Here is a 25,849-nt window from a genome sequence, read left to right as displayed (position 1 = left end):
GCCTCCTGCAGCATGGAGGAGCGACTGCTCGGCGGTACCGGCCTGCGGGTCTCGTCCCTGGGGCTCGGGACGTTGACCTGGAGCCGCGACACCGACGAGCACGAGGCCGCGGCACAGCTGCGTGACTTCGTCGACGCCGGCGGGACCCTCCTCGACACGGCGGCCTCCTACGCCGACGGCGCGGCCGAGGAGCTCATCGGGTCCCTGCTGGGCACCGTCGTGGCCCGCGAGGACGTCGTCCTGTGCACCAAGGCGGGCATCCGGCGCACGCCGCAGGGTGGCGTGGTCGACGCGTCACGAGGCGCGCTGCTGCGCTCGCTCGACGAGTCGCTGATGCGGCTCGGGACCGACCACGTGGACCTCTGGCTCGTCCAGTCGCCCGACCCGCGCACGCCGCTGGCCGAGACGATGGGTGCGTTGCGGTCCGCCGTCGACTCGGGCCGGGCGCGGTACGTGGGCCTGTCGAACCACCCGGGCTGGCAGACCGCCCGCGCCGCGACGCTCCTCGAGCCGGGGCACGCCCTGGCGGCGGTCGAGGTCGAGTACTCGCTGCTCCAGCGGGGCGTCGAGCGCGAGGTCGTGCCTGCTGCCGCCGAGCTCGGCGTGGGCGTCCTCGCCTGGTCGCCCCTGGGCCGCGGGGTCCTGACCGGCAAGTACCGGCGGTCGGTGCCCGCTGACTCCCGGGCCGCGTCCGCGCACCTGGCGGGGTTCGTCGCCCCCTATCTCGGCCGCACCTCGCTCCCGGTCGTCGAGGCCGTGCTCACCGCCGCGGAGGGCCTGGAGCGGACCGCCCTCGAGGTCGCGCTCGCATGGGTGCTGGGACGCCCGCAGGTCAGCTCGGCGATCGTCGGCGCGCGGACAGCGCACCAGCTGCGGCCGGCCCTCGACCTGGACCTCGAGCTGCCCGCGGCGCTCGTCGACGCGCTCGACGAGGTCAGCGCGCCGGCCCTCGGCTACCCCGAGCGCTTCTGAGGGCGGGCGCGCCCGCCGTCAGCGGTCCGAGCCGTCCAGCCTCAGCGCTCCGCGCCTTCCAGCCTCAGCGCTCCGCGCTGTCGAGCTCGGTGCCGTCCAGGAGGTCGTCCTCCAGGTCCTCGAGGTCGTCCTCGTCCGCGTCGAGGTCGTCGGCGTCGTCCGCGTCGTCGTCGTCCGTCTCCTCGTCCGCGAGGTAGAAGGGGAGCGTCTCGCCGTGGACGCGCACCATGGCGTCGTCGTACACCTCGAAGGCGTCGGCCAGGACGTCGTAGGCGTCGTCGACGGCGGGGTCGTCGTCGCCTCGTCGCGTGCTCACGGCGTGGAAATGGGCCTCGAGCGCTGCGAGCAGGCGGTCGAGCGCGGCACGCGGGTCATCGGTCATGCCCCGACGGTAGCGCCGGTGCGTGCACAATGGCACTCGATCGCGGGCATCGGGCGGCCACGCGGCGCAACCACGCCGTCACCGGTCGGCCGCAGGCGCGCGGCGAGAAGGCGCACGAGCAGGCACCAGCGACACACGGAGGTGCAGCACTTGAGCGGGAGCACGACCGCCCGACCGGCCCGGGAGGGCTGGCAGAGCCAGGGCGGACAGTACGAGTACCGCGTCGTCACGCTCGACCGGTCCACGAGCCGGAACGACGCGCGGCGCCTGCTCACCGACGAGGCCGAGTACGGCCGGTGGGAGCTCGCGCGGACCAGCCTCTACGCGGGCGGCGAGCGCAAGTTCTGGCTCCGCCGCAAGATCATCCGGGTGCGCAGCACGCTCTGAGCCCCGGACGCCCGCGCCGTGACGTCAGCAGGTCGCGAGCAGCCGGTCGAGCACGCGTGTCCCGAAGCGGAGGGACTCGACCGGGACACGCTCGTCCACGCCGTGGAACATCGAGGAGAAGTCCAGGCTCGTCGGCAGCTGGAGGGGCGCGAACCCGTACCCGGTGATCCCCAGGATCGACAGGGACTTGTTGTCGGTGCCACCCGACAACGTGTAGGGCAGGACGGCCGCACCGGGGTCCTCCGCGTGCAGCGCGTCGACCATCGCGTCCACGAGGCTCCCCGAGAACGGCACCTCGAGCGCGACGTCCCGGTGGATGTCCTCGATGCGCACGTTCGGGCCGGCGAGCTCGGCGAGCGTCGCGCGCGCGGCGTCCTCGTGGCCGGGCAGGAACCGGGTGTCGAGCACGGCCTCGGCAGAACCGGGGATCACGTTGGCCTTGTAGCCCGCGGACAGCTGCGTCGGGTTGGCGGTGTTGCGCACGGTGGCACCGACGAACCGGGCGGCCGGGCCGAGCGCGTCGACGAGGCCGCTCACGGACTCGGGGTCCTCGGGGTCGAACGGCAGGCCCGTGAGGTCCGCGACGCCCGTCAGCAGCGCGTGCACCGTCGGCGTCATCTGGAGCGGCCAGGCGTACGAGCCGATGCGGGCGACCGCCGCGGCGAGCTCGGTGACCGCGTTCTCGGTGTTGACCTGCGAGCCGTGGCCGGCGCGTCCGTCGGCAACGAGCCGCAGCCAGCCGATGCCCTTCTCCGCGGTCTGGAGCAGGTAGGCACGCTTGCCGCCGACGTCGACCGAGAAGCCGCCGACCTCGCTGATCGCCTCGGTCGCGCCCTCGAAGAGGTCAGGCCGGTGGTCGACGGCGTAGCGCGCCCCGTAGCGCCCGCCCGCCTCCTCGTCGGCGAACATCGCGAGCACGACGTCCCGCGCGGGCCGCCTGCCCTCACGGGCCATCTGTCGCACGACGGCGAGGATCATCGCGTCCATGTCCTTCATGTCGACGGCGCCGCGCCCCCACAGCAGGCCGTCGATCTCCTCGCCGCCGAACGGGTCGACCGTCCAGTCGTCCGCCGCAGCGGGCACGACGTCGGTGTGCCCGTGCAGCACGAGCGCCCCGCGCGTCGGGTCCAGGCCCGGCAGCCGCACGACGACGTTGGCCCGGCCCGGCGCCGACTCGAAGAGCTCCGGCTCCAGCCCGACCTCGTGCAGGGACGCCATCACGTACTCCGCGGCGGCACGCTCGCCCGGACCCTCGTTGTCGCCGTAGTTGGACGTGTCGAGGCGCAGGAGGTCCTGGCAGATCGAGACGACCTCGTCCTGGGCCGTGAGGCCGGACGTGGGGACGGGCTGGCCGGAGGACGCGAGCGTGGGCTCGCCGGGCGTGAGGGACATGCTCGCCACGGTACCGGCCGGGGCGCGGTGGACCGGACGCCGAGGGTCCCGGCAGGTGGGGGCGCGTTGGATCACGCGCCCCCACGCTCACGCCCCGGTCAGGCCCCTGCGAGCGAGGAGCGGCGCGATCTCGGCGTCGCGCCCTCGCAGCTCACGGAACGCGTCGAGCACGTCGAGCGACCCGCCCCGCGACAGCAGGACCCGCCGGAACCGGTCGCCGTTCTCCCGGCGCAGACCGCCGTTCTCCTCGAACCAGGTCACCGTGTCCGCGTCCAGGACCTCCGCCCAGATGTACGAGTAGTACGCCGCCGCGTAACCACCACCGAACACGTGGTTGAAGTAGGTCGTGCGGTAGCGCGGGGGAACCGTCGGCAGGGCGATGCCGGCCTGCTCGAGCGCGTGCTGCTCGAACGCCTCGACCTGCTCGACCTCGGTCGGCACCTCCTGCGGCGTGAGCTGGTGCCACGCCTGGTCGAGGATCGCCGCCGCGAGGTACTCCGTCGTGCGGAAGCCCTCGTTGTACTGACCCGAGGCGACGAGCGTGTCCACCCACTCCTGCGGGATGGGCGCGCCCGTCTCGTGGTGCACCGCGAAGCGACGGATCACCTCGGGGTGGAGCGACCACATCTCGTTGACCTGCGACGGGTACTCGACGAAGTCACGCGGGACCTCGGTGCCCGACTGGGACGGCAGGCGCACGTCGGAGAACAGACCGTGCAGCGCGTGACCGAACTCGTGGAACAGCGTGTTGACCTCGTCCCAGCTGAGCAGCGTGGGATCGCCCGCCGGGGGCTTCGGGATGTTCAGGTTGTTGACGACGACCGGCTTCTCGCCCAGCAGGTGGCTCTGGTCGACGAGGTTGTTCATCCACGCCCCGCCGCGCTTGGACTCCCTCGTGTACCAGTCCGCCACGAACAGGCCGAGCTCGGAGCCGTCGGCGTCGCGCACCTCGAAGACACGCGCGTCCGGGTGGTAGCCGACCAGGTCAGGACGTGCCGCGAACGTGATCCCGTAGAGCTGCGTGGCCGCGTAGAAGACGCCCTCGTGGACCACCCGCTCGAGCTCGAGGTAGGGCCGCAGGGCGGTGTCGTCGAGCGCGTACCTGGCCTGTCGCACGCGTTCCGCGTAGAAGGGCCAGTCCCACGCCTCGAGCGTCGCGCCGGGCTCGTCGGCGCGCATCGCGTCCTCGAGGTCGGCGGCCTCGCGGCGCGCGTTGGCCGCGGCGGCCGGGGCGAGGCGCGCGAGCATCGCGTCGACGGCCTGGGTGGTGCCCGCCGTCCCGTCGTCGGCGACGTAGGCGGCGTGGTGGTCGTAGCCGAGGAGCTGTGCGCGCTGCGCACGCAGCCGCGCCAGCTCGAGCAGCGTCGCGCGGGTGTCGTGCTCTCCCCCGCGTCCACCGCGGGCGAGAGAGGCCTCGTGCACGCGTCGCCGCACGTCCCGTCGGCGCAGCGTCGCCAGCACCGGCTGCTGGCTGAACAGCATGAGCTCGATGAGGTAGCCGGCCTCGTGGCCACGGTCGGCCGCGGCCTGGCGTGCGGCGGCGACGGCGTCCTGCGGCATGCCCTCGAGGTCCTCCTCGTGCTCGACGAGGACGGCCGAGGCGTTGGAGTCCGCGAGGAGCTGCCGGCCGAACACGCTCTCGAGCGTCGTGATCCGGGCGTTGAGCTCACGCACCTGCGCCTGGACCTCGGGTGTCGCCGCGGCACCGGCACGCACGACGTCGCGACGCAGGGTGTGGAGCAGCCAGGCTGCGTCCGGGGCCAGGACGACCTCGCCCGCCTCGACCGACGCCGCGAGCGCCTCGAGGCGCGCGTGCAGCCGTGGGTCGAGCGTGATCGCGTCGTGGTGCTCCGAGAGGCGCGGGGCGAGCTGCTCCTCGAGGTCGTCCAGGAACGGTGAGCTGTCCGCGCTGGTCCGGTTGAAGAAGACCGTGGTGACCCGGTGGAGCAGCCGTCCCGAACGCTCCAGCGCGAGGAGCAGGTTCTCCTCGGTCGGCGGGTTCGGGTCGCCGAGGATCGCCTCGACCTCGGCGCGTTCGGCCGCCATCCCGGCCTCGAACGCCGGCAGGTAGTGCTCGTCACGGATGCGCGCGAAGTCGGGCAGCCCGTAGGGCAGGGACGACGGCTCGGCGAACGGGTTGCTGGTGGAGAGAGCCTCACGCGGCTCGGAAGACGTCATCGGGCCATCCTCGCCGATCCGGCGTCACGTGCTCGCACGTCCGGCGGCGGGTCCGGCACGACGACGCCCGTGGCGGGCCACGGGAGGACCGGCTCGCGGACGTCGTCGCGCAGGAGCGTCCCCGCCCAGTCGTCCCGCCGCCGCCCGCGCTGCAGCACGGCACCGCGGACCGCGGCCTCGAACCGGAAGCCGACGCGCCAGGCCGCCCGCCACGACGCCCAGTTGGGGGCGAAGGCATGCCACTCGATGCGCTCGAGCCGAGGTCCGTCGGCGTCGTCGAAGGCCCACGCGAGCACGAGCCGGATCGCGCGGTCCATGATGCCCTGCCCACGCACGTCGGCGCCGAGCCAGTAGCCGATCTCCGCGGAGCCCTCAGGCTGACGCGCCAGGCCGATCATGCCGACGAGGCGCCCGTCCACGCGGATGCCCCACGTGTAGTCCTTGTCCTGCGCCCACCCGGCGGCGACCATGCCGGTGACGAAGCCCTCGGCGTCCGAGCGCGTGTACGGGCTCGGGACGGTCGTCCACTCCTGGATCACCGGCTCCTGGCACAGCGCGGTGATCGTGTCGACGTCGGACTCCGTCGGGGCGGAGAGGACGAGGCGGTCGTCGGCGAGGGTCACGGTGTCCATGGCCGGACCCTACGGTCTGTGACGAGGCCCACGCCCGCGCTTTCCCATCCGCACCCGCCGCGTCGCGCGAGGCGGCAGGATGGACGGATCGAGACAGGCCGGGGGTACGGGTGACGACGAGGCACGACGCGGCGCAGGCGGTCGCAGCCCTGCCGGCGCAGGCAGCGGCGTGGGACGCGTACCTCACGGCGCACTCCGGGCTGCCGGGTCCCCGCGCGAACCTCGAGCTCCTCCACGCGGTCGCGGCGGCAGCAACACCGCAGTACCTGTGGCACGCGGCGGCCAGCACCGACGAGTACCTCGCCATGTGCGGAGCAGCCGGCCTCGGCAGGCTCGTCGTCGAGGGGGATGCCGAGGCCGCCGTTCGGCTGCGCGAGCTCGCCGCCGACGACCGCTGGCGCGTCCGCGAGGGCGTCGCGATGGCGCTCCAGACCCTCGGTGACGCCGACCCGGCAACCCTGCGGACCTTGACGACCGCGTGGGCCGGCGACGCACCCCTGGTGCAGCGTGCCGCCGTCGCGGGCCTGTGCGAGCCGCGCCTGCTGCAGACCGACGACGCCGTGCGGCACACGCTGGCGGTGCTGGACCAGGTCACGACGGCGCTGGTCGCGCTGCCCGCACCCCGCCGCACCGAGCCGGGGACGCGCGCGCTCCGCAAGGCGCTCGGGTATGCCTGGAGCGTGGTCGTCGCCGCCGGTCCTGAGGTCGGGTTCCCGAGGCTCGAGCGCTGGGCGACCCACCCCGACGCGGATGTGCGCTGGGTCGTGCGGGAGAACCTGCGCAAGGCCCGCCTCGGCCGCGCCGACGCCGCACGCACGGCGCGCCTCGCGGACACGTTCTCCGGCCGGGCCGCCGCACGCTGACCCGTGCAGCGGCCGACGCCGCAGGGTCAGGCGAGCACCGCCTCCCGCGGCATGAGCGGCAGGCCGTGCGCGTCCGCGACACCACCGTGCAGCAGGGCGCCGTCGTGCGTCGTCAGGCCGGCCGCGAGCGCCGGGTCGCTGCGGACCGCGTGGGCCCAGCCGTGCTCGGCAAGTGCCAGGACGTAGGGCAGCGTCGTCGCCGTGAGCGCGTGCGTCGACGTGACGGGCACGGCGCCCGGCATGTTGGCGACGCAGTAGAAGACCGACCCGTGCACCGTGAAGGTGGGCTCGGCGTGGGTCGTCGGCCGGGTGTCCTCGAAGCAGCCGCCCTGGTCGACCGCGATGTCGACGAGGACGGACCCGGTGCGCATCCGACGCACCAGGTCGTTGGTCACGACCGTCGGCGCGCGCCGTCCGGGCACCAGCACCGCACCGATGACGAGGTCGGCGCCGAGGGCGGCCTGCTCGACCGCGTACGCGCTCGACGCGAGCGTGCGCACCCGGCCCTCGTACCGCGCGTCGAGCTCACGGAGCTTCGGCAGGCTCGTGTCGAGCACCGTCACGTCGGCGCGCATGCCGACGGCGATGTCCGCCGCGTGGCGGCCGGCGACGCCCCCGCCGATGACGACGACGGATGCGGGCGCCACGCCGGGCACGCCGCCAGAAAGGAGGCCGCGACCTCCCTGCGTCCGCATGAGGTGGTAGGCGCCGACCTGCGTCGCGAGCCTGCCCGCGACCTCGCTCATCGGTGCGAGCAGCGGGAGGGTGCCGTCGGGCAGCTGGACCGTCTCGTAGGCGACCGCGGTGGTACCCGCCGCCAGGAGCGCGTCGGTGCACGCGCGGCTCGCGGCGAGGTGCAGGTAGGTGAACAACAGCTGGTCCCGGCGCAGCAGGCCGTACTCCTGCTCGACGGGCTCCTTGACCTTGCACACCATCGGGGCCGCCCACGCGTCCTGCGCCGTCGGCACGATGGTGCCGCCCGCGGCCACGTACTCGGCGTCGGAGATCCCGGAGCCTGAGCCGGCTCCCGCCTGGACGAGCACCTCGTGCCCTGCGGCAGCGAGGGCGTGGACGCCCGCCGGTGTGAGGGCGACGCGGTACTCGTGGTTCTTGACCTCGGTGGGGACCCCGACCCTCATGCGTTCCTCCGGCTCTCGGCAGTGCTGCGAGAATCCCACGTCCGCGACCCGTTGCACAGACCCTTTCCGTGGCCGCCCGGGGGGTGGGCGACGAAAACAGCAGCACGGAGCCATGTGCAGGATCGAGAACGGAGGCCCGTCCGGACCTGTGTGCTCACGGCCCGTGGTGAACCGCGCGAAGGACGACAGAGGTGCGCCGCTCGGCACGACGACGCCCGGGGTCGTGGCAGCAGCCCCGGCGCACCCGCCCCGCCTCGTCGGGCTGCCGTGGACCGGTGGACCTACCCGGCGTGGGCGACGGCGCGGTGGATCGGAGAGGTGACGGCGGAGGCCGCGCCCCGGAGCTCGTGCAGAGCGTGCAGCAGGATGCGGTTGAACGTCTCCGGCGCGTGGCTGTTCACGTCGTGCCCGGCGCGCGCGACCACGTGCAGCCGCAGGCCCGGGACGGCGGCGAGGAAGCGGCGCTCCTCGAGCCGGAGGATGTCGCGTCGCCCGTTGACGAGCCACACCGGCACCAGGACACGGCGCAGGTCGGCCAGCGACGAGTAGCCCTTCATCGCGGCGAGCATGTCCGCGACCACGTGCCACGTGCCGCCGGTCGGGCGCAGCGTCTGCGCGACCTTGAGCGACACCGTGCGGTACAGGCCGAGCGGCTTGCCGCGGATCTCTGTCGAGCAGCCGGACAGGACGACACCGGCGACCTTCCCGTGGTGCCGCGCCGCGTACGCGAGGGACGAGTAGCCCCCCAGGGACAGCCCGACGAGGAGCGGCGGGACGGAGAAGCTCGAGACCGCCTCGTCGATGGCGCTCATCGCGCCCGGGAGGGTGAAGCGCTCGTGGGCGCGGCTGCCGTGACCCGGCAGGTCCACTGCGACGGCGTCGTGGCCCGAGCGTCGGACGGCTGCGAGCTGGTGCTCCCAGATGGCGGAGGAGGTGCGGGTCCCGTGCACGAAGACGAGGGGGCGGATGAGGTCGGCCTTCCGAGAGGGCGCGGACGGCGTACCTGACCAGGACCTCACCGCGCTCGACGGCCCTGCGTCTTCCAGGGTAACCGCGGCACCCGGGTGCTTCATTCCCAGGCGTCCCTTGCGCACGGCCTGCGCTGCACGTCGCTGCGCATGCCGTGTGCAGCGGTGCCCGAGGACCGGGGGCCGGGGACCGACCACGCCCAGCGGCACGGGAGAATGGGCCCGTGAGCGCGACGGTGCAGGCCAAGGGTGTCGGGGCGGGCTTCGGCGACCGTGAGCTGTTCTCGGGCGTCGACCTCGTCGTGGCACCCGGTGACGTCGTCGGCCTCGTCGGCCCCAACGGCGCGGGCAAGTCCACCCTCATGCAGGTCCTCGCCGGCAGGCGCGCGCCGGACGCGGGTTCGGTGAGCCTCTCTCCGCCGCACGCGCAGGTCGGCTACCTCGCGCAGGAGATCGAGCGGCTCGAGGGCGAGACGGTCCGGGCCCACCTCGAGCGTCGCACCGGCGTGGCACCCGCGCAGACCGCGCTCGACGCCGCCGCCGACGACCTCGCCGCGGGCGGCGCAGGCTCTGAGGACGGGTACGCGGAGGCCCTCGAACGGTGGCTCGCCCTCGGTGGCGCCGACTTCGACGCCCGGATGGGCACCACGGTCGACGACCTCGATCTCGGCGTCGACCTCGACCTGCCCATGACCGCGCTCTCGGGTGGCGAGGCGGCGCGCGTCGGCCTCGCAGCGCTCATCCTGTCGAGGTACGACGTCTACCTCCTCGACGAGCCGACGAACGACCTCGACGCCGACGGGCTCGCGCGCCTCGAGGACTTCGTGGCCCGCTCGACGGCACCGATCGTCGTGGTGAGCCACGACCGCGAGTTCCTCAGCAGGACTGTCACGTCCGTCGTCGAGATCGACCGCAGCCTCCAGCGTGTGCTGACGTACGGGGGGACGTACGACGCCTACCTCGAGGAACGCTCGATCGCGCGGCGTCGTGCGCGTGAGGCCTACGAGGGCTACGCGACGCGACGGGACGCGCTCCAGGCCCGGGCCCGGCGCCAGCGTGCCTGGATGGCGAAGGGCGTGCGCAACGCACGCCGCAAGGCCACGGACAACGACAAGTTCATCCCGGCCTTCCGGGCGGACTCTGCCGAGAAGCAGGCCGCCAAGGCCCGTCAGACCGAACGCCTCATCGACCGGCTCGAGGTCGTCGACGAGCCGCGCAAGGAGTGGCAGCTCCAGCTGAGCATCGCGGCGGCGCCCCGATCCGGTGCCGTCGTCGCGGTCGCACGCAACGCCGTCGTCGAGCGCGGGGACTTCCGCCTGGGGCCCGTGGACCTTCAGGTCGACTGGCAGGACAGGGTCGCCGTCACGGGACCGAACGGCTCCGGGAAGTCGACGCTCCTCGGGCTGCTCCTGGGGCGCATCACGCCCTCGACGGGGACCGTCGACCTCGGGCGCGGGGTGCTCGTCGGCGAGGTCGACCAGGCCCGGCGTGCGTTCGAGGGCGACGAGGCGCTCGCGACGGCGTTCTCCCGCGAGGTGCCCGACTGGCCCACGTCGGACGTGCGTACGCTGCTCGCGAAGTTCGGGCTCGGCACGCACCACATCGACCGCCCCGCGCGGTCGCAGTCCCCGGGCGAGCGCACGCGTGCGGCGCTCGCCCTCCTGCAGGCCCGCGGCGTGAACCTCCTCGTGCTCGACGAGCCGACGAACCACCTGGACCTGCCCGCGATCGAGCAGCTCGAGGCAGCACTCGACACGTTCGACGGGACCATCCTCCTCGTCACTCACGACCGGCGGATGCTCGAGACCGTCCGCCTCACGCGCCGCCTCCACGTCGAGGACGGCGTCGTCACCGAGGTCACGCCCGACTGAGCGCGCGAGGCCTCTGCGCTGCGGGCGACCCCTAGGTCGAACCGCCCACCGTGAGCACGGACGGGCGGTGGACGATGGTGAGGCCCGGCGACCCCGGCGCACACCCTTGCCACGCCCCCACGAGGAGCACGTGATGACCGCCCTGACGATGCCCGCGACGCGCACCACCACCCACGAGCCGCTCGACCTCCGCCGGGTCCTCGTGACCGTCCGCACGGCACCCGCCCCCCGCTGGGAGGGGTCGGCCGCAGACCGCGCACGCTACGTCGCCTACGTCGCCGGGAGCATGGTCGGCTGGACGGCCCTCGGCCTCGGCTCCTCGGCGCTCGTCGGGCTCCTCGTCTCGCTGGGCGGCTGACGCCGGCACCCGGCTCGCCCGGCGCCCGACGCCGGACGCCCGCCCGCGGCCGTCTTCGCCGTCAACGCCGCCGCATGACCATGCCCGCGTGGTGCAGGACTCCCGCGACGAAGACCCCGTCGGCCGTGAAGCCGGAGTCGTCCCAGTACTCGATCCGGTCGCCGTCGATCTCGTAGCGGCCCGTGTACGCGGCCTCGCGGGCGCCCCGCGCCTCGACGTAGCGGCCGTCGGCGCGCAGCTCCTGTCGCACGTGCCCGTCGGCGGTGCACCACAGGCCCAGCCGATCGGGCTGCTGCCTGCGCTGCCCGCCGACCGTGTCGTCGTCCAGGACGGGGTCGGGTCCGGTGCTGTCCTCGATGTGTGAGCTCATGCGTCCCAGCCTCGTGGACCGCGCCCCGGGGTGGCAGGCCGCGCTCCACCCCGGTGCGGCACACCCACCCACGCCCCGGTCAGCGCGGGGTGACGGCGAGGGTCCCCAGCAGGCGCAGCTTGTCTGCCTCTGCCGAGCCGGCTGCGGCCTGGTAGGTGATCAGCTCGTGGCCGGCGGCCCCCCGCACGTCGAACGCGCGGTACGCCAGCGTGATCTCACCCAGCTCGCTGTGGTGGAAGCGCTTCGCCTCCTGGGTCTTGCCGCACACCTCGTGCTGGGCCCACAGGCGCCGGAAGTGGGGGCTCGCGTCGTGCGCCTCGGTGATGAGGGCGAGCATGCTGTCGTCCGTGGGGTTTATGCCGAGCGCGAGCCTCAGGTTCGCCACGCACGACTCGGCGGCCCGCTCCCACTCCAGGAAGAACCGGGCGCCGGCCGGGTCGACGAAGGTCATGCGCACGACGTTGTCGACCCGCTCGAAGTCCGAGTACAGGGCCCGGGCCATCCTGTTGGCCGCCAGGACGTCGAGCTGCGGGTTGATGATCAGGGCAGGGGTGGTCGGCCAGGACTCCAGGAGCTCCTCGAGCGCCGGGTCGACCGCGGGTGGCGCGGGCTGCCGGGAGGCCGGGGCGAGGCCCGCGAGCCGGAACAGGTGCGCCGCCGCCTCGTGGTCCAGGCACAGGGCACGCCCCAGCGCGTTCAGGACCGCCGGCGACGGGCTCGTCTCGCGTCCCTGCTCGAGCCGTGCGAGGTAGTCCACGCTCACGCCCGCCAGCATCGCGACCTCCTCCCGCCGCAGGCCGGCGACGCGACGCGTGCCGAGGGAACGCACCCCGACGTCGGACGGCTGGACGTGTGCTCGTCTCGCGCGCAGGAAGCTGCCGAGGTCACCGGTCATGGCACGACGGTAGGCGGGATCGGTGGTGCGTGCCTGGGTGCAGCGCTCCCCCTGAGCGGGACACGCGAGCACGGGTGCGCCACACCGGCGACGAGCCCGTGCCCGCTCAGACCGGCTGCGCCTCCTCGGGCATGCCGACCACGGGCTTGGTCCGCGACCGTCCAGAGCCGTCCTTGAGCACGACGTACTTGAGGTCGACGTGGGGCTCGAGGGCGCCGAACTTGTCGTTGGGCGCCCCGATCACGAGCTGGAAGCCCAGCCCGCGCCAGGCACCGATCGCCCGACCGGTGAAGCGCGCATCGGCCTTGATGAGCGCCTCGTCCAGGAACACCGGCGCGTAGCGGGGACGGTCCGCGCCGGCATCCCCCAGCTGGTAGCGCAGGGCGGCGCCGACGATGAACGCGACGAGCTCCTGCGACTCACCGCCCGACTTCTCGCCGATGTGGTCGTAGAGCGCGACGTGGTTCCCGTCGAGGTCGACCTTCTCGGCACTCAGCCGCACGTGCCGTCGGACGTCGACGAGATCGGCGAAGTCGGGCGCGGAGCGACGGATCCGGTCGATCACCTTGGCCATGCGGACGTAGCGGCGCTCACGCTCGGCGTCCGTCGCGTCGGTCGCCAGCAGCTCGCGCAGGTCGCGCAGCTCCTTGCGGAACCGTGCGACGACGGTGGACTGGGTGTCACGGGCGTCGATCCGCAACCGGTGGCCGTCGTCGGCGAACGGCAGGTCGGCGAGGATGTCGTTGACCGGTCGGATCCGCTCCTTGATCTCCCGGACCGAGCGGCTCAGCGCGTTGTGCAGGTCCGTGAGGTCGTTGCCGGACAGGCGCAGCAGGCTCCGCCGCCACTCACCCTCGAGCTCGTGCAGCCCGCTCGTCTCGAGCTCCGCGAGCAGCCGCTCGAAGTCCCCGTAGGACTCGTCCGGGTCGACCCCGAGGTTCGGGTCGGGCCAGCGCTCGACGAACGTCTCGAACGTCCGGCGCAGGGCGTCCCGGGCGGCGCCGACGGTCTGCTGGGCGCTCTCCCGGTCGGTCCGCAGCACGTGCGTCGCACGCGCAAGGGTGTCGTCGAACGCCTTGAGCGCCTCCACCGGGCCGGTCGCGCCGTCATCGCTGTCCGCCGAAGGACCGAGCAGCCCGTCGAGGTAGGCCCGGTGCCCGGCGTCGACCGCGCGCCCGTCCGCGTGGGCGGCGTCGAGCGCCTGCTGGGCCGCGTCGACCTCGTCCGTGGTCGTCGTCCAGCGGTCCTCGAGCGCGACCACGCTCCCCTTCGTGCGGCCCAGCTCCTCCGTGAGCGTGCGGATCGTCACCTCGAGCGCCACCGCCTGCGTCTGCAGCCGGGTGACCTCGGGGTTGCCGGACGTCACGTCGTCGATGACCTGCTGCCACCGCGCGAGCTCGGCATCCGCGGAGGCGAGGTCGACCTGCTCCCAGGTCGTGTCGGCCAGGACAGCGGCGGCGTTCTGCTCGAGCTCGTGGCGGTCGAGGTGGGCCTCCGCCGCGACCACCTGGGCCTCGGAGAGCCCGAGCCGCTGCTCCGCCCGCTCGATCTGCTGGTCGAGGTGCGCGAGGAGGCGCGTGTTGGTGAAGCCGAGGACGTTCGCGCGCCCCTGACCACCGTGCGCACCCTGCCGCCCGTGCGACAGCTGACCGGACCGCGTGAGCGCCTTGGGGTGCTGCGCGAGCTCACCGGGGGTGTCGACGCAGACGAACCCGAACCTGGTGGCCAGCTCGCTGCGGAGCCAGCCCGTGAACGGCCCGCTGCGGTACTCGAGCCGCCCGGGCAGCGTCCGGTGGTCGAGCGCGACGTCGTCGCGCAGACCCGTCGGGACACCTTCGAACCGGATCCGGCGTGCCGTCGGGATGCCGTCGATCGCCGAGCGGAACGCACGCAGGTGCGCGACGTCGATGAGCAGGAGCGTGGCGAAGCCGCCGAGCGCCAGGTTGAACGCGTCCCGCCACGGCTCGTGCTCCGTCCTGACCTCGACGAGCTCCGCGACGAATGGCAGGTCGTGCGGCTCGAGGCCGGCGGCCCTCGCGAGTGCGTCGCGCGCGTGGTGCAGGTCGTCGGGGATGTTGCCGGCTCGTCGTGCTACCCGACCCCGCTCCTCACGCAGCGCCGCGAGATCGGCCCGGGCCTCCTTCTTCTCCACCATCGCCTCGGCGAAGCGGCTCCGCGCCGCGAGCTTGGCGTCGGTGTCCTGCAGGGCCGCTGACGCGCGCGCGACGAGCTCCGTGAACGCCTGCTCGGAGCTCGCCGAGATCCCGAACGCGGCCTGGAGCACCTCGTCGAGCCTGCGGCGGGCACCGGCGACGCGGTCCCGGCGCTGCTCGGCCGACCTGACCTCACGCTGCGCCGTTGCGAGCCGGTCGCCACCCGAGGCCCAGAGCGTCTGCTTGATCCCGTCGAGCTCCGACCGTGCCGCCTCGACCCTGCTGCTCGTCTCGGTCGCGAGCCGGCGAGCGTGCTGGTGCTCGCGCTGGAGCTCCTGCTCGACGGAGCGCAGGAGGCCGAGCCGTCTCTCGTCGCGCCAGAGGGCGACGGCCGACGCACGGTCGTCGAACGTCCCGAGCTCGTCGACGACGCGGAGCCGCTCCCCCGCCTCCTCGATCCGAGCCCTGTGCTCGCGGATCGCCTCGAGCGCCTTGACCTGCTGGCGGGCCGTGATCATCTGGTCACGCGTGCCGCTGAGCTTGTCGAACTGCTCCACGACGGCGTCCGCCGTCGCGAACGTGTCCGGCTCCTCGAGCACCATCGCCTTGTAGAGGGCGTCGACCGTGGTGATCTGCTGACCGGCCTGGATACGTCCGAGCAGCGCCACAGCCTTCGCGCCGCCACCCGTGGCACCGATGCCCAGGGTCAGGTGGAGCCGCGCCGTGTACTCGCGGTCCGTGTCGAACGGCGTCAGTCCCGCGGCGACCACGGCCCCGCGGGACAGCCTGTCGGTCGCGGCCCGCTCGAGCTCACGCAGGTCGAAGCCGCCGTCGCACGTCGCGCGGACCGCGACGACGTCGTCGAGCGTCCGCGCAGCGGCGGGCACGTACCAGGCCCGCACACCCGTGAAGAGCTGGCCCGCCTGGTCCGCCCACGTCATCGCGACCGCGGACCACGTGTCCTGGCCCTCGCCGCGCAGCACACGCTCGCGGGTCCCGTCCTCCGTACGGGACTCGTCGAGCTTCCCCCGGGCGTAGGAGACGATGTTGCGCTGGTCCTTGCCCCGGGGCCGGCCCACGACCCCGCCGTTGGAGGCGCCGTTGAACGGTGTCGTGTGCGGCATGAGAAGCGCGATGTACGCGTCCATCAACGTCGACTTGCCCGATCCCGAGCCGCCCGACAGCAGGGTCGCCGTGGACGCGAGGCGCAGGCTGTGGTGGCCGTCGTAGCCGCCCCAGTTGACCAGCTGGAGCTCGCGCGCGATCCACTGCTGCCCCGTCGAGGCGGCAGGCAGCAGGCCGAACAACGTGTCAGCCATCGTCATCAGGCCACCTCCTGCGCCGTCGTGCGCGCCTGCTCCCGCAGCCAGTCCCGCAGCTCGGCGAGCCGCGCGTTGCTCAGCACGACCTCGACGAGCGGCGTGACGCGGTAGCGCCCCTCCGACTCCTCCTCGATGAGCCCGTCCTTGGCCAGGCGGACCACGGCGGCCCGGATCTCCCGCTGCCTCGACGCGACGTTCGACTCGTCGGCGTCGAAGTAGGTCAGGGCCGTCTGCTCGATCTCCTCGACGTCGACCCGGACCGAGGTCTCACCGGCACCCCGCTCGCGCTGGAACACGGTGCGCAGGTGGACGAGGACCAGCGTCTCCGCCCGCGTGTAGGCGTCGTCACGCAGGAGGACAGGCACCTCGAGCTCGGCCGAGCGGACCTGCTTCTTGTACGCGACCCCCCGCTCGTGGTCCACGACGAGGTGGACGAACAGGTCGTGCAGCCGCGACTCGATGACCTGCTGGTTCTCCACGAGGGTCCGCCACTGGGCGGGGCTCCTGTCGGCCAGCAGGAACCGCCGCTGCAGCAGTCGCACGAGAAGGCGCCGCACGTCCGCGTCGAGCGTCCCGCAGTCCCCTGCGAACAGCTCCGCAGGGTCCTCCTCCATGGGCACGGGGCTGATGAAGGCCGTCGGGGTGGTCTCACTCATCGATCTCGTCCTTCATCCGTGTGGTGACGCCGCTGAACGCGAACCGACGTCGTGTCCCGTCGGGCCGCACGGCCTCGACGAGCACGACCTCGTCGGACTCCGCCATGCCCAGGTCGTGCGCGATCTCCAGGACCCCCAGCAGGTCCACCGGTCGCCGGACGGCCTCCGGCGCCGCGTTGAACGCCGTCGCCACGTCCACCGTCCCGTCCGTTCCCGCCGACGCCGCGAGCTGCTCGTGGAGCGCCGCGTAGTGCGGGCCGCCCCACGCACGCGCCTCGTCCTGCGAGACGTCCGCGCCCGCGTCGTCGTCCCAGTCGGCCAGCGGCGACGGCGCCTGCGCCGGTCGCAGGTCACCGGGCGTCTGGCGCAGGTGGTCCACCTCCGCGACCGGGAGCCGCCGCACGGGCTCGACGGGCTGGCCGCGTCGCGCGCCCGCCGTCCACGCCTGGAGGCCGGTCATGACCTCGCGCAGCAGCTCGTCGACCTGCCGGTCCCGCATCGGGTCGTGGTTGCGCACCTGCGCCGTGATGACGTGCGACGCCTCACGCTGCGCCGTGAAGACCTGCTCGATGCCCCGCTCGAGCCACCTGCCGATGTCCCGCAGCTCGGCACGCTGCTGCGCCGGAAGGCGCCGGGTGAAGGGGTGTCGCAGGATCACCTCGAGCTCGCCGGAGAGCTCGTCGAGCCGCTGCGGGTCGCCGATGAGACGCAACGCGCCGGAGAACGCCCGCCCCTCGGCGGTCGACTCCATCACGTGCTCCCCGCGCTCCAGGTACTCGCGCAGCACCTCGCCGGTCGGGCGCTGGTCCTGGCGCAGCGCCGTGACGACGTCTCGCTGCATCGCCTTGATCGACTCTGCGACCCGCGCGAAGTCGGCAGGAAGCTCGCGCACCAGGTGCAGGACGTTCTCGGCCTCCTCGAGCAGCTGCTCCTCGTCGACCGGATCGACGGCGCCCGTCCGCTGGATCCGTGCGAGCTCCTCGCGCAGCCGCGCGATCTCCGCGTCCAGCCGGGCCATCCGCACCAGGACGTCGGGGTCGGCGTCCTGCGAGAGGCGCTCGATCGCGTCCAGGAGCGTCCGCACCCTCGACTGCGACACACGCGCGCGAGCCCCGCCGGCACGGCCCGCGACCTCGAGCGCACCCACGGCGTGCGCCGAGAGCCGGTACACCTCGACGTCGTCGTCCAGGACCTGACGGACCAGCCATCCCGCGTCGGCCCACAGCCGGCACAGCTCACGTGCCGTCGCGGTCGGTAGCGCCTCGTCGTGGCCTGCCGCACGGAGCTGGGCCAGCGCCTCGCCGATCTCCGTGTGGGCGTCCGCCACGGGCACCGTCGGGCGCTCGACGGTGAACACGAGCGACAGCAGGGAGACCACCAGGGGTGCGTGACGCTTGTGGAGGAGGTCCAGCATCGGGTTCTGGAAAGCCCGGACCGCCCCGAGGTAGGCCCCCTCCGCTCGCGTCATCATCGCGGGACAGCGTAGGGGGCTGCGACGACAGTCGGCGCCAGGGCATTCCGACCGTGGGGCGACGGCCTCACGAGAGCTCCTCAGGTGCGAGAACGAAAGAAGCCCCCGCTCTGCGCTTCCGCAGATCAGGGGCCTTTCGTCGCTGTCTCAACGAGTGTCCGGAGGGGGACTTGAACCCCCACGCCCTATACGGGCACTAGCACCTCAAGCTAGCGCGTCTGCCATTCCGCCACCCGGACAGGTGGACCTGACGGGCTCCGAAGAGTCCCTCAAGCGCGGCAGTAAAGATAGCACGGAGTGGCAGGCCGCCAGGACGCACGCCCTGGTGCAGACTGGCGGCGGGGCGCGTCCGCGCCGGCACTGCGGGGAGCTGTGATGACCGACCGCGACGACACGTCGACGACCGAGGCCGAACGTCCGAAGCCGTCCGTGCGTCACCTGGCCGGAGCCGGTCCTGCGGCGAAGAAGGTCGCCGGCGCGCGTCGCAACCCGTCGGTCGTCGGCTACGAGGAGACGGCGCCGCACTGGCTGCGGGTCGTTGCCGGCTGGTCCTGGCGGATGATGGTCGTGGTCGCCGCTGTCGCGCTGGTGTTCTGGGCGACGTCGCGCGTGCTCCTGCTGTTCATCGCGGTGTTCCTCGCGCTCGTGTTCACCGCCGTGCTGCGGCCCGTCGTCAACGCGCTCGCCCGGTGGATGCCACGTGGCCTGGCGACGGCCCTCTCGATGATCCTGTCGATCCTTCTCGTCGCGGGCCTGTTCACGTACATCGGGTTCTCCGTCGCGGGCCAGTGGGAGAACCTCGGGAAGCAGTTCAACGACGGCATCTCGACTCTGCTGACGCTGCTCGAGGACAGCCCGCTGCACCTCACGGTCACCAACGACGACGTCCAGGGCTGGCTCGTCTCCGCACAGGAGTGGATCGCCGAGAACAGCAGCGCCGTCGCGAGCCAGGCGCTCGCGAGCGCGGGATCCGTCGGCCAGGTGTTCACGGCCCTCGCGCTCGCGACGTTCTGCACGGTCTTCTTCCTCACCCGCGGCAAGGAGATGTGGCTCTGGTTCCTCAACCAGCTACCCGCACGCATGCGTGAGTCGTGGTTCGTCGGCGGTGACGTCGCCTGGTACACGTTCTCGGGCTACACCCGGGGCACGTTCATCGTCGCGGCGGCCGACGGGGCGCTCGCCGCGATCATCCTGCTCATCGTCGGCGTCCCGCTCGCCGCCCCCCTCGCGGTGCTCGTCTTCATCGGTGCGTTCATCCCGCTGATCGGCGCACCGCTCGCGATGGTCATCGCGATGGTCGTGGCGCTCGCCGCGAAGGGTGTCCTCGCGGCGGTGCTCGTGGGCATCGGCATCGCGCTCATCGGCCAGTTCGAGGGGCACGTCCTGACGCCGCTGGTCATGGGCAGGCAGGTCTCGCTGCACCCCGTCGCGGTCGCACTGGGTGTCACGGGGGGCACGCTCGTCGCCGGGATCCTCGGGGCGGTCATCTCGGTCCCGCTCATCGCGGTCGGCTGGGCGGTCTTCGCCCGGCTGCGCCACGTCGACCCGCCCACGGACTTCACGGCGGACGACGACGGGGACCCGGAGGCCGAGACCGACCCGCCGGACGGGCCCCCCGAGGAGGTCGCGCTCACCTGAGCCGCCTGCGCACCGGGCCGGTGGCTCACCGTGCCGGCGCGCCACCGGGCCCGACCTCGTCGCACCGGATCTCGCGCGCAGTGCCTCACTGGAAGTCGCGTGAGGACGTCGGGATGCGCAGCGACAGCGGAGCGAGGTGCTCGGCGAGCAGGTTCGTCGCGTTGTCGGCGCGTTCGAGCCGGCCGCGGACCACGAGAGCCGCCGACGTCCGCGCGACCCGGCGGAAGCGGCTCCACAGCCCGGCCGTGCAGATGACGTTGAGCAGACCGGTCTCGTCCTCGAGGGACAGGAACGTCACGCCCTGCGCGGTCCCCGGCCGCTGCCTGTGCGTGACCACCCCGGCGACCGCGACGCGACGCCCCACCTCGTGCTCGAACGCCTGCTCGACCCGCAGCACGCCTGCCGCGTCCAGCCCCTCGCGCACGTACTGCGTCGGGTAGGAGTCCACGGAGACACCCGTGGCCCACACGTCGGCCATGGCGAGCTCGACCTCGCTCATCCCCGGCAGGGTCGGCGCCTCGACGCCCACGGCGACGCCCGGCAGCGTCTCGGGTCCCTCCTGGGCGAGCGCGCCGGCGGCCCAGAGGCCCTCCCGACGGTCCACGCCCAGGGACTCGAGCGCGCCGGCCGTCGCGAGCGCCTCCAGCTGGGCGGTGCGCAACGACACCCGGCGCACCAGGTCGCGCAGTCCCGCGAACGGACCGCCGGTGGTGCGCTCGGCGACGAGCTTCTCGGCGACCTCCTCCCCCACGCCCCGCACCGCGGCGAGACCCAGCCTGACCGCGAGCGCGGGGTCGACGTCGAGCACCACCTGGCCGCGGCGCGGACCCGGGGAGCCGGGGCGTGGGCCGCGAGGGACCTCGTCGCCGTCCGTGGCGACGCGCTCGAGGCCTGCCTGGACGCCCGAGGTCTGCACGTCCGGGCGGAGCACGACCACGCCGTGCCGCCGCGCGTCGGCCACGAGCGACTGCGGGGAGTAGAACCCCATGGGCTGCGCCGCGAGCAGGCCCGCGTAGAAGGCCGCCGGGTGGTGCACCTTGAGCCAGGAGCTCGCGTAGACGAGGTACGCGAACGAGTACGCGTGCGACTCGGGGAAGCCGAAGTCCGCGAAGGCCTTGAGCTTGTCGTAGATCTGCTCGCGGACCTGCGGGTCGTCCACCCCGCGCTCGACCATGCCCGACATGAGCCGGGCCCGCAGGGCCTCCATGCGCTCCATGGACCGCTTGGATCCCATGGCCCGGCGCAGCTGGTCGGCCTCCGCACCGGTGAAGCCGGCGACGTCGATGGCCATCTGCATGAGCTGCTCCTGGAACAGCGGGACGCCCATCGTCTTGGCGAGCGACTTCTCGAGCAGGGGGTGCAGGAAGGTCACCTTCTCGCGGCCACGCACCCGGTTGATGTACGGGTGCACCGAGCCGCCCTGGATGGGGCCGGGCCGGATGAGGGCGACCTCGATGACGATGTCGTAGAAGCGTCGGGGCTGCAGGCGCGGCAGCGTCGCCATCTGCGCACGGGACTCGACCTGGAACACGCCCACGGTGTCCGCCGCGCACAGCAGGTCGTAGACCGCAGGGTCCTCCTGGGGCAGGGAGTGCAGGCCCAGCTCGACGCCCTCGTTCGCCGCGACCAGCTCGAACGCGATGCGCAGCGCCGAGAGCATGCCCAGGCCGAGGAGGTCGAACTTGACCAGGCCCGCATCGGCGCAGTCGTCCTTGTCCCACTGCAGGACCGTGCGGCCGGGCATGCGGGCCCACTCGACCGGGCACACCTCGATGACCGGCCGGTCGCACATCACCATGCCGCCCGAGTGGATCCCCAGGTGTCGCGGCAGGCGCAGGAGCCGCTCGGCGAGGTCGATGACCGGGTCGGGGATCTCGCCGAGCTCGGTCGCCGACGGCGGACGCTGCACGGGGACGACGTCGTGCCCGTCCTCGCTCAGCTCGAGCCCGTCGGCGGTGCGTGGCACGTCCCGCCCCGCCTGCGGACCGGCAGGAGCGCCCTGGCCGACGCCCGGGCCGGGCGCAGGCGTGAACCCTGCCCCGCCGCCGCCCAGCCCGAGCGGGCCCACCGGGGCCGAGCGCTGCATCGTCCACCAGGGGCTCGTGTGCTCCGGACCGCGGAGGGACCCCCACCGCTCGATGCTCTTGCTCCAGGCGTCCTGCTGCCCGACGTCGTACCCCAGGGCGCGCGCCGCGTCCCGGACCGCGGACTTGGGCCGGTAGGAGATGACGTTCGCGACCTGCGCCGCGTGCCGCCTGCCGAACCGCTCGTAGACGTACTGGATGACCTCCTCGCGCCGGATCGACTCGATGTCCACGTCGATGTCGGGTGGCCCGTCCCGCTCCGGGGCCAGGAAGCGCTCGAAGAGCAGCCCGTGCTGCACCGCGTCCACGGCCGTGACCCCCAGGGCGTAGCAGACCGCCGAGTTGGCGGCCGAGCCACGGCCCTGCGCGAGGATGCCCTGGTCACGGCAGAACGCGACGAGGTCGTGGACGATGAGGAAGTAGCCGGGGAACCCGAGGCTCTCGATGACGGCCAGCTCGTGGGCGATCTGGGCGTACGCGCCCGGGACCCGCTCCGCCTCCGGCGGGCCGTACCGCTCGAACGCCCCTCGGCGGACCAGCTCACGCAGCCACGTCGCCTCGTCGTGCCCTGGCGGGACGGGGTAGGGCGGCAGCGCGGGCGCCACGAGGGCGAGGTCGAAGGCGCACTCGGCCGCGAGCGCGGCAGCCGTCGCCACGGCCTGCGGGTGACGCCGGTGCCGCAGCACCATCTCCTCGGCCGACCGCAGGTGGAGGGTCGGACCCCCGGGCAGCCAGCCGTCCATGTCGTCGAGGCTCGAGCGGGCGCGCACGGCGGCGAGCGCCCCGGCGAGGTCCGCGTCCGCGGGGCGCGCGTAGTGCACGTTGCCGGTCGCGACGAGCGGCAGCCGTGCACGCCGGGCGAGCTCGGCGAGGGCGTCGTTGCGCTCGGAGTCCCAGGGGTCACCCGTGTCCGTGACCTCGACGGCGACGTTGTCCCGTCCGAACAGGGACGTCAGCCGGTCGAGCTCGCGGTGCGCCGCGTCGAGGTCCCAGCGCCCGTGCGCCGCACCGCCCTCGAGTGCCGCACCGCCCTCGAGCGCCTGCCGCACGGAGCCCTTGCGGCAGCCCGTGAGCACGAGCCACTGCCCGTCGGCCGCCGCCGCGAGCTCCGGCAGCCGGTGGTCGGCCATGCCCTTGGTCCCCGTGGCGAGGTGCGCCTCGGCGATCGCCCGGGACAGCGCGCGGTACCCCTGCGGCCCCCGGGCCAGGACGAGCAGGTGCGATGCGCGCGGGTCGGGTGTCCCGGTCGGCTCGTCCAGGGCGCCGTCCGGGCCGGGCAGGTGCAGCTCGGAGCCGAAGACCGTGGGCAGCCCCGCGGTGCGGGCCGCCTGGGCGAAGCGCACGACGCCGTACAGCCCGTCGTGGTCGGTCAGGGCCAGTGCCGACAGGCCGAGCCGCGCAGCCTCGTGCACGAGCTCCTCGGGCTGGCTCGCGCCGTCGAGGAAGCTGAAGGCCGAGTGGGCGTGCAGCTCGGCGTACCGCGGCGCGCCCGGCCCGGTCCCGGCACGCTCAGTCATAGTGCGCCTCGACCGTCCAGACGCCGTCCTCGAGCGCGAGCAGCACGGCCCCGCCCTCCGCGAGGGTGGCCTGCAGGAAGACCTGGCGCCGCGGCGTCGGGCCCCACCAGCGCTGGACGAGGGGCCACGGCCCCGCCCACCCCGTCACGGCGGTCTCCCGCTCGGGGAGCCCCTGCTCGGCGGGCCACCACACGACGGTCGGCTCCGCGCTGACCTGGAGGCGCGCGTCGACCTGGACCCGCCGGCCGTCGCTGCCGCACAGCTGGACGACCTGCGGCTCGGGGAGCACCGTCGCCGGCGCCGGCGGGGGAAGGCGACCCGGCCAGGGCTGCTGCACCTGACGCGTCGGCGCGGCCTCCTCACCCCACGGGACGAGGTGGACCTGGTCGCGGACCTCGCGCCCGCCCTGCACGGCGACGCTCAGCACCCGGTCGGTGCCGATGAGCCCCTGGACCCGGTGCAGGGCCCGCTGCGCACGCAGGTCAGAGCCGCTGGGCCCACCCCACAGGCGCCCCTGCTCTGCCCCGACGGCGACGACCTCCTCGGCGCGGAGCCCCAGCCGGACCAGGGGGGCCGGAGCGGGGTCCCCCGCACCGTGCCCCGGGTGCTGCCCCGCACGCGACGACGCGCGCAGGCTGCTCCCGGTGAGCCAGCCCTCGAGCTGCCAGCGGACGCGGTCGGTCATCCGGGCGGCCGACATGCCGCCGATCACGGCCTCCGTGCGCCACGTGCGGGCCAGCTCCTGACCGTCCTCGGTCCGGGCGACGATCTGCAGGCGGCCGCAGCCCGCCCCCCGCGAGACGAGCAGTGCGTGCAGCTCCTCGGCGAGGCGTCGCGCGGCGAACGCCGCTGCCTCGACACGCTCGACCGGTGGGTCGAGGTCCTGCTCGACGGCGAGGTCGGGCTCGAGGCGACGCAGCGCCGTCGGGCGGTCGTCCTGGCCCGAGGCGACCTGGTGCGCCCACGTGCCCAGGCGCCCGAACCTGGCGAGGACGTCCGTGGCGGGCAGCCGCGCGAGGTCGCCGAGGGTGCGCAGGCCCAGACGGTTGAGCAGGTCGACGAGGTCAGGGACCTGAGCCGCCAGGTCGCCGGTCGCGACGTGGACCAGCTCGCCGACCCCGAGCGGACCGAGGAGCTGCGCCGCCCGACCGGGTGGCACGATGCGCCCCGCGCGCGCGGCGAGCACCGCAGCGCCGGCACCGTCGGCGACGCCTATCTGCGCCTCGTAGCCGGTCTGCCCGGCGACCGCCCCCACCAGGAGCTCGGCGAGCGTGTGCTCCGAGCCGTGGTACCGGCCCGCCCCTGCGGCGGGCAGCAGGATCAGGCCGGGGCGGGCGACCTCGATCCCGGAGACGACGGTCTCGGCGGCCGCGGCGACGGGCTCGAACAGCCGGACGTCCCGACCCGGGTCCTCGGCGAGGAGGACCAGCCCGGGGCAGCACTCCTGGGCGTGCCTGCGCCGCATGCCTCGACGTACGCCCTGGCGACGTGCGAGCGCCGAGACCGCCGTGACGCGTCGGCCGTCGTGCACGGCTGCCGGCTCGTGGACGGCGACCTCCTCGGCGGTCATCGCTGCCAGGACCGGCCAGTCCGGGACCCACAGCGCCGCGACCCTGGACGGCGCGGTCATCCCGCTCGCCTCGCGGTGCGGCGCACGCCCCGGGCACGGGGCCGTGCGGCGTCGGCCGCCCGGGGCGCGGGGGTCACGGGGACCAGGACCTCGGACTCCTGCCGCTGGGCTGCCGTCCCCCGGCCCGTGCGCTCGACCCGCAGCCTGCACGTGCGCAGGTGCCCGTGCCCTCGGTCGAGCCCCTCCCACCGCGCGGCACGAGCGGTCAGCACGACGTGGGCCGCCGGCCAGGGTGTGGTGGGGACGAGCACGGCGGACCGTTCACGCGCCCGGGCGCTCAGGCGTCGGCGGTCGCCGTCGGTCAGGGCCACCCGGGGCCCGACGACGACGACGTCCACGCCGTCGAGCAGCGCGGCGAGGACCGTGGGGCCGTCGGGACCGGGATCGGGGACGAGGACCATCCGGTCGAGGTCGAGCCCCAGCTGCTGGGCGGCCAGGACCCCCAGGCCCGGGAGCCCCACGAGCGCGACCCAGCTCCCGGCCCGGGAGGCCTCCGCGAGGAGGCCGAGGGTCAGGGAGGTGGACCCGGTGACGACCACCGTGGTGCCCCGGTCGAGGGCGCCGGACGGCAGCAGGGCCGCCAGGTCCGCGCGGACGGGAAGGAGCCGCACCGCCCCACCGGGCTGCCCGGGACGCACCTGGTCGGGCGACCTGGCGTCACCGACCGACCTGCTCGGCTCGACCGACCGGCCGTGCCCCGCATCCGTCACGTCCGGGAGCGGCGAGGTGTCGCCGACGGCGGTCCTCACGGCCTCGACCGGTGTCCCGGAGGTGACCGTGAGACGGACCGGCCGGACCCACCTCTGGGTGCCCGTACGCTCTTCCGCGCGCGCCAGCGCGGCTCTCGCGAGCTCCGCCCGATCGGCTGCGGCCACCTGCTCCTCGACCGCCACCGTGGTCACCGCGGCTCACCTCTTCCGGCATCCGGCCCGGTCCAGCACGAGGCGGGACATCCCTGATCTTCGAACACC

General features: G+C 73.8%; 20 protein-coding genes and 1 tRNA gene. 6 read left to right on the top strand and 15 right to left on the bottom strand.

Translation table 11 applies throughout. The annotated features are described in order from the left end of the window. The first annotated feature begins 12 nt into the window (after positions 1-12). Positions 13-972 carry an aldo/keto reductase gene (locus FZ988_RS12690; RefSeq protein ID WP_149204400.1) on the top strand — a complete coding sequence of 320 codons (960 nt, stop codon included), beginning with the start codon at positions 13-15 and terminating at the stop codon, positions 970-972. A gap of 64 nt (positions 973-1,036) precedes the next feature. On the opposite strand, the gene FZ988_RS12685 is transcribed toward FZ988_RS12690, so the two are convergent. Continuing rightward, positions 1,037-1,354 carry a primosomal protein gene (locus FZ988_RS12685; protein WP_149204399.1) on the bottom strand — a complete coding sequence of 106 codons (318 nt, stop codon included), beginning with the start codon at positions 1,352-1,354 and terminating at the stop codon, positions 1,037-1,039. Positions 1,355-1,504: 150 nt separating this feature from the next. Here FZ988_RS12685 and FZ988_RS19010 point away from each other — a divergent pair, with 150 nt between their 5' ends. Next, positions 1,505-1,741 (top strand): DUF5703 family protein, encoded by a 237-nt coding sequence (locus tag FZ988_RS19010; protein ID WP_149204398.1) that lies wholly within the window; start codon positions 1,505-1,507, stop codon positions 1,739-1,741. 24 nt (positions 1,742-1,765) lie between these two features. On the opposite strand, the gene FZ988_RS12675 is transcribed toward FZ988_RS19010, so the two are convergent. From FZ988_RS12675 to FZ988_RS12665, 3 genes are all read right to left on the bottom strand, one after another. Beyond that, entirely contained in the window at positions 1,766-3,133 is a 1,368-nt protein-coding gene (locus FZ988_RS12675; protein ID WP_149204397.1) for a M20/M25/M40 family metallo-hydrolase, read from the bottom strand. 87 nt (positions 3,134-3,220) lie between these two features. Then, the gene (locus tag FZ988_RS12670; RefSeq protein ID WP_149204396.1) at positions 3,221-5,311 is read right to left on the bottom strand and encodes a M3 family metallopeptidase; all 2,091 of its coding nucleotides are present in this window, start codon (positions 5,309-5,311) and stop codon (positions 3,221-3,223) included. Next, positions 5,308-5,943 carry a GNAT family N-acetyltransferase gene (locus tag FZ988_RS12665; RefSeq protein WP_149204395.1) on the bottom strand — a complete coding sequence of 212 codons (636 nt, stop codon included), beginning with the start codon at positions 5,941-5,943 and terminating at the stop codon, positions 5,308-5,310. Before FZ988_RS12665 ends, FZ988_RS12670 begins: the two co-directional genes overlap by 4 nt. 110 nt (positions 5,944-6,053) lie before the next feature. Between FZ988_RS12665 and FZ988_RS12660 the strand changes: the two genes are divergently transcribed. After that, a complete protein-coding gene (locus FZ988_RS12660) occupies positions 6,054-6,806 on the top strand; it encodes a HEAT repeat domain-containing protein (RefSeq protein WP_246169480.1) in 753 nt (250 codons plus the stop codon). 26 nt (positions 6,807-6,832) lie between these two features. Here the strand turns inward: FZ988_RS12660 and ald are convergent, their stop codons facing one another. Together ald and FZ988_RS12650 are read right to left on the bottom strand one after the other, a co-directional pair. Then, positions 6,833-7,945, bottom strand: a complete 1,113-nt coding sequence (gene ald, locus FZ988_RS12655) for an alanine dehydrogenase (protein ID WP_149204394.1) — start codon at positions 7,943-7,945, stop codon at positions 6,833-6,835. Positions 7,946-8,226: 281 nt separating this feature from the next. Further along, entirely contained in the window at positions 8,227-8,895 is a 669-nt protein-coding gene (locus FZ988_RS12650; RefSeq protein WP_246169479.1) for an alpha/beta fold hydrolase, read from the bottom strand. Positions 8,896-9,137: 242 nt separating this feature from the next. Between FZ988_RS12650 and FZ988_RS12645 the strand changes: the two genes are divergently transcribed. Then, complete coding sequence (locus FZ988_RS12645; protein WP_149204392.1) at positions 9,138-10,784, top strand: ABC-F family ATP-binding cassette domain-containing protein; 1,647 nt, start codon at positions 9,138-9,140, stop codon at positions 10,782-10,784. A 133-nt stretch (positions 10,785-10,917) separates the two neighbouring features. Then, complete coding sequence (locus FZ988_RS12640; RefSeq protein WP_149204391.1) at positions 10,918-11,142, top strand: chemotaxis protein CheW; 225 nt, start codon at positions 10,918-10,920, stop codon at positions 11,140-11,142. Positions 11,143-11,203: 61 nt separating this feature from the next. Here the strand turns inward: FZ988_RS12640 and FZ988_RS12635 are convergent, their stop codons facing one another. From FZ988_RS12635 to FZ988_RS12610, 6 genes are all read right to left on the bottom strand, one after another. Then, entirely contained in the window at positions 11,204-11,512 is a 309-nt protein-coding gene (locus FZ988_RS12635) for an Atu4866 domain-containing protein (protein WP_149204390.1), read from the bottom strand. A 79-nt stretch (positions 11,513-11,591) separates the two neighbouring features. After that, entirely contained in the window at positions 11,592-12,407 is an 816-nt protein-coding gene (locus tag FZ988_RS12630) for a helix-turn-helix transcriptional regulator (protein WP_149204389.1), read from the bottom strand. A 106-nt stretch (positions 12,408-12,513) separates the two neighbouring features. Next, positions 12,514-15,885, bottom strand: a complete 3,372-nt coding sequence (locus tag FZ988_RS12625; protein WP_149204388.1) for an ATP-binding protein — start codon at positions 15,883-15,885, stop codon at positions 12,514-12,516. Further along, entirely contained in the window at positions 15,885-16,538 is a 654-nt protein-coding gene (locus FZ988_RS12620; RefSeq protein ID WP_149204387.1) for a DUF4194 domain-containing protein, read from the bottom strand. The genes FZ988_RS12625 and FZ988_RS12620 overlap by 1 nt, the downstream gene beginning before the upstream one ends. Beyond that, positions 16,531-18,009, bottom strand: a complete 1,479-nt coding sequence (locus FZ988_RS12615; protein ID WP_149204386.1) for a DUF3375 domain-containing protein — start codon at positions 18,007-18,009, stop codon at positions 16,531-16,533. The genes FZ988_RS12620 and FZ988_RS12615 overlap by 8 nt, the downstream gene beginning before the upstream one ends. Positions 18,010-18,164: 155 nt before the next feature. Then, positions 18,165-18,248 (bottom strand) — tRNA-Leu (locus FZ988_RS12610). Between the two features lie 136 nt (positions 18,249-18,384). Here FZ988_RS12610 and FZ988_RS12605 point away from each other — a divergent pair. After that, positions 18,385-19,647: an AI-2E family transporter gene (locus FZ988_RS12605; RefSeq protein WP_149204385.1), complete on the top strand. Its 1,263-nt coding sequence runs from the start codon at positions 18,385-18,387 to the stop codon at positions 19,645-19,647. 85 nt (positions 19,648-19,732) lie between these two features. On the opposite strand, the gene FZ988_RS12600 is transcribed toward FZ988_RS12605, so the two are convergent. The 3 genes from FZ988_RS12600 to FZ988_RS12590 are packed head-to-tail and all read right to left on the bottom strand — an operon-like array spanning position 19,733 to position 25,780. Then, a complete protein-coding gene (locus tag FZ988_RS12600; RefSeq protein ID WP_149204384.1) occupies positions 19,733-23,248 on the bottom strand; it encodes an error-prone DNA polymerase in 3,516 nt (1,171 codons plus the stop codon). After that, positions 23,241-24,878, bottom strand: a complete 1,638-nt coding sequence (locus FZ988_RS12595; protein ID WP_149204383.1) for a DNA polymerase Y family protein — start codon at positions 24,876-24,878, stop codon at positions 23,241-23,243. The genes FZ988_RS12600 and FZ988_RS12595 overlap by 8 nt, the downstream gene beginning before the upstream one ends. Next, positions 24,875-25,780 carry a hypothetical protein gene (locus tag FZ988_RS12590; RefSeq protein ID WP_149204382.1) on the bottom strand — a complete coding sequence of 302 codons (906 nt, stop codon included), beginning with the start codon at positions 25,778-25,780 and terminating at the stop codon, positions 24,875-24,877. Before FZ988_RS12590 ends, FZ988_RS12595 begins: the two co-directional genes overlap by 4 nt. Between the last annotated feature and the right edge of the window lie 69 nt (positions 25,781-25,849).

The sequence above is a fragment of the Actinotalea subterranea genome (assembly GCF_008364845.1).
Classification (GTDB): Bacteria; Actinomycetota; Actinomycetes; order Actinomycetales; family Cellulomonadaceae; genus Actinotalea; species Actinotalea subterranea.
The sequence above is the reverse complement of the archived record's forward strand: the minus strand, read 5'-3'. Positions and strand labels throughout refer to the sequence as shown.

Excerpts from the sequence above, each read along its gene's own strand:
- ald (WP_149204394.1), bottom strand. The coding sequence starts at position 7,945 with ATGAGGGTCGGGGTCCCCACCGAGGTCAAGAACCACGAGTACCGCGTC.
- FZ988_RS12640 (WP_149204391.1), top strand. The coding sequence starts at position 10,918 with ATGACCGCCCTGACGATGCCCGCGACGCGCACCACCACCCACGAGCCG.
- FZ988_RS12675 (WP_149204397.1), bottom strand. The coding sequence starts at position 3,133 with ATGTCCCTCACGCCCGGCGAGCCCACGCTCGCGTCCTCCGGCCAGCCC.
- FZ988_RS12605 (WP_149204385.1), top strand. The coding sequence starts at position 18,385 with ATGACCGACCGCGACGACACGTCGACGACCGAGGCCGAACGTCCGAAG.
- FZ988_RS12665 (WP_149204395.1), bottom strand. The coding sequence starts at position 5,943 with ATGGACACCGTGACCCTCGCCGACGACCGCCTCGTCCTCTCCGCCCCG.
- FZ988_RS12685 (WP_149204399.1), bottom strand. The coding sequence starts at position 1,354 with ATGACCGATGACCCGCGTGCCGCGCTCGACCGCCTGCTCGCAGCGCTC.
- FZ988_RS12630 (WP_149204389.1), bottom strand. The coding sequence starts at position 12,407 with ATGACCGGTGACCTCGGCAGCTTCCTGCGCGCGAGACGAGCACACGTC.
- FZ988_RS12595 (WP_149204383.1), bottom strand. The coding sequence starts at position 24,878 with ATGACCGCGCCGTCCAGGGTCGCGGCGCTGTGGGTCCCGGACTGGCCG.
- FZ988_RS12600 (WP_149204384.1), bottom strand. The coding sequence starts at position 23,248 with ATGACTGAGCGTGCCGGGACCGGGCCGGGCGCGCCGCGGTACGCCGAG.
- FZ988_RS12635 (WP_149204390.1), bottom strand. The coding sequence starts at position 11,512 with ATGAGCTCACACATCGAGGACAGCACCGGACCCGACCCCGTCCTGGAC.
- FZ988_RS12670 (WP_149204396.1), bottom strand. The coding sequence starts at position 5,311 with ATGACGTCTTCCGAGCCGCGTGAGGCTCTCTCCACCAGCAACCCGTTC.
- FZ988_RS12625 (WP_149204388.1), bottom strand. The coding sequence starts at position 15,885 with ATGACGATGGCTGACACGTTGTTCGGCCTGCTGCCTGCCGCCTCGACG.
- FZ988_RS12690 (WP_149204400.1), top strand. The coding sequence starts at position 13 with ATGGAGGAGCGACTGCTCGGCGGTACCGGCCTGCGGGTCTCGTCCCTG.
- FZ988_RS12615 (WP_149204386.1), bottom strand. The coding sequence starts at position 18,009 with ATGATGACGCGAGCGGAGGGGGCCTACCTCGGGGCGGTCCGGGCTTTC.
- FZ988_RS12620 (WP_149204387.1), bottom strand. The coding sequence starts at position 16,538 with ATGAGTGAGACCACCCCGACGGCCTTCATCAGCCCCGTGCCCATGGAG.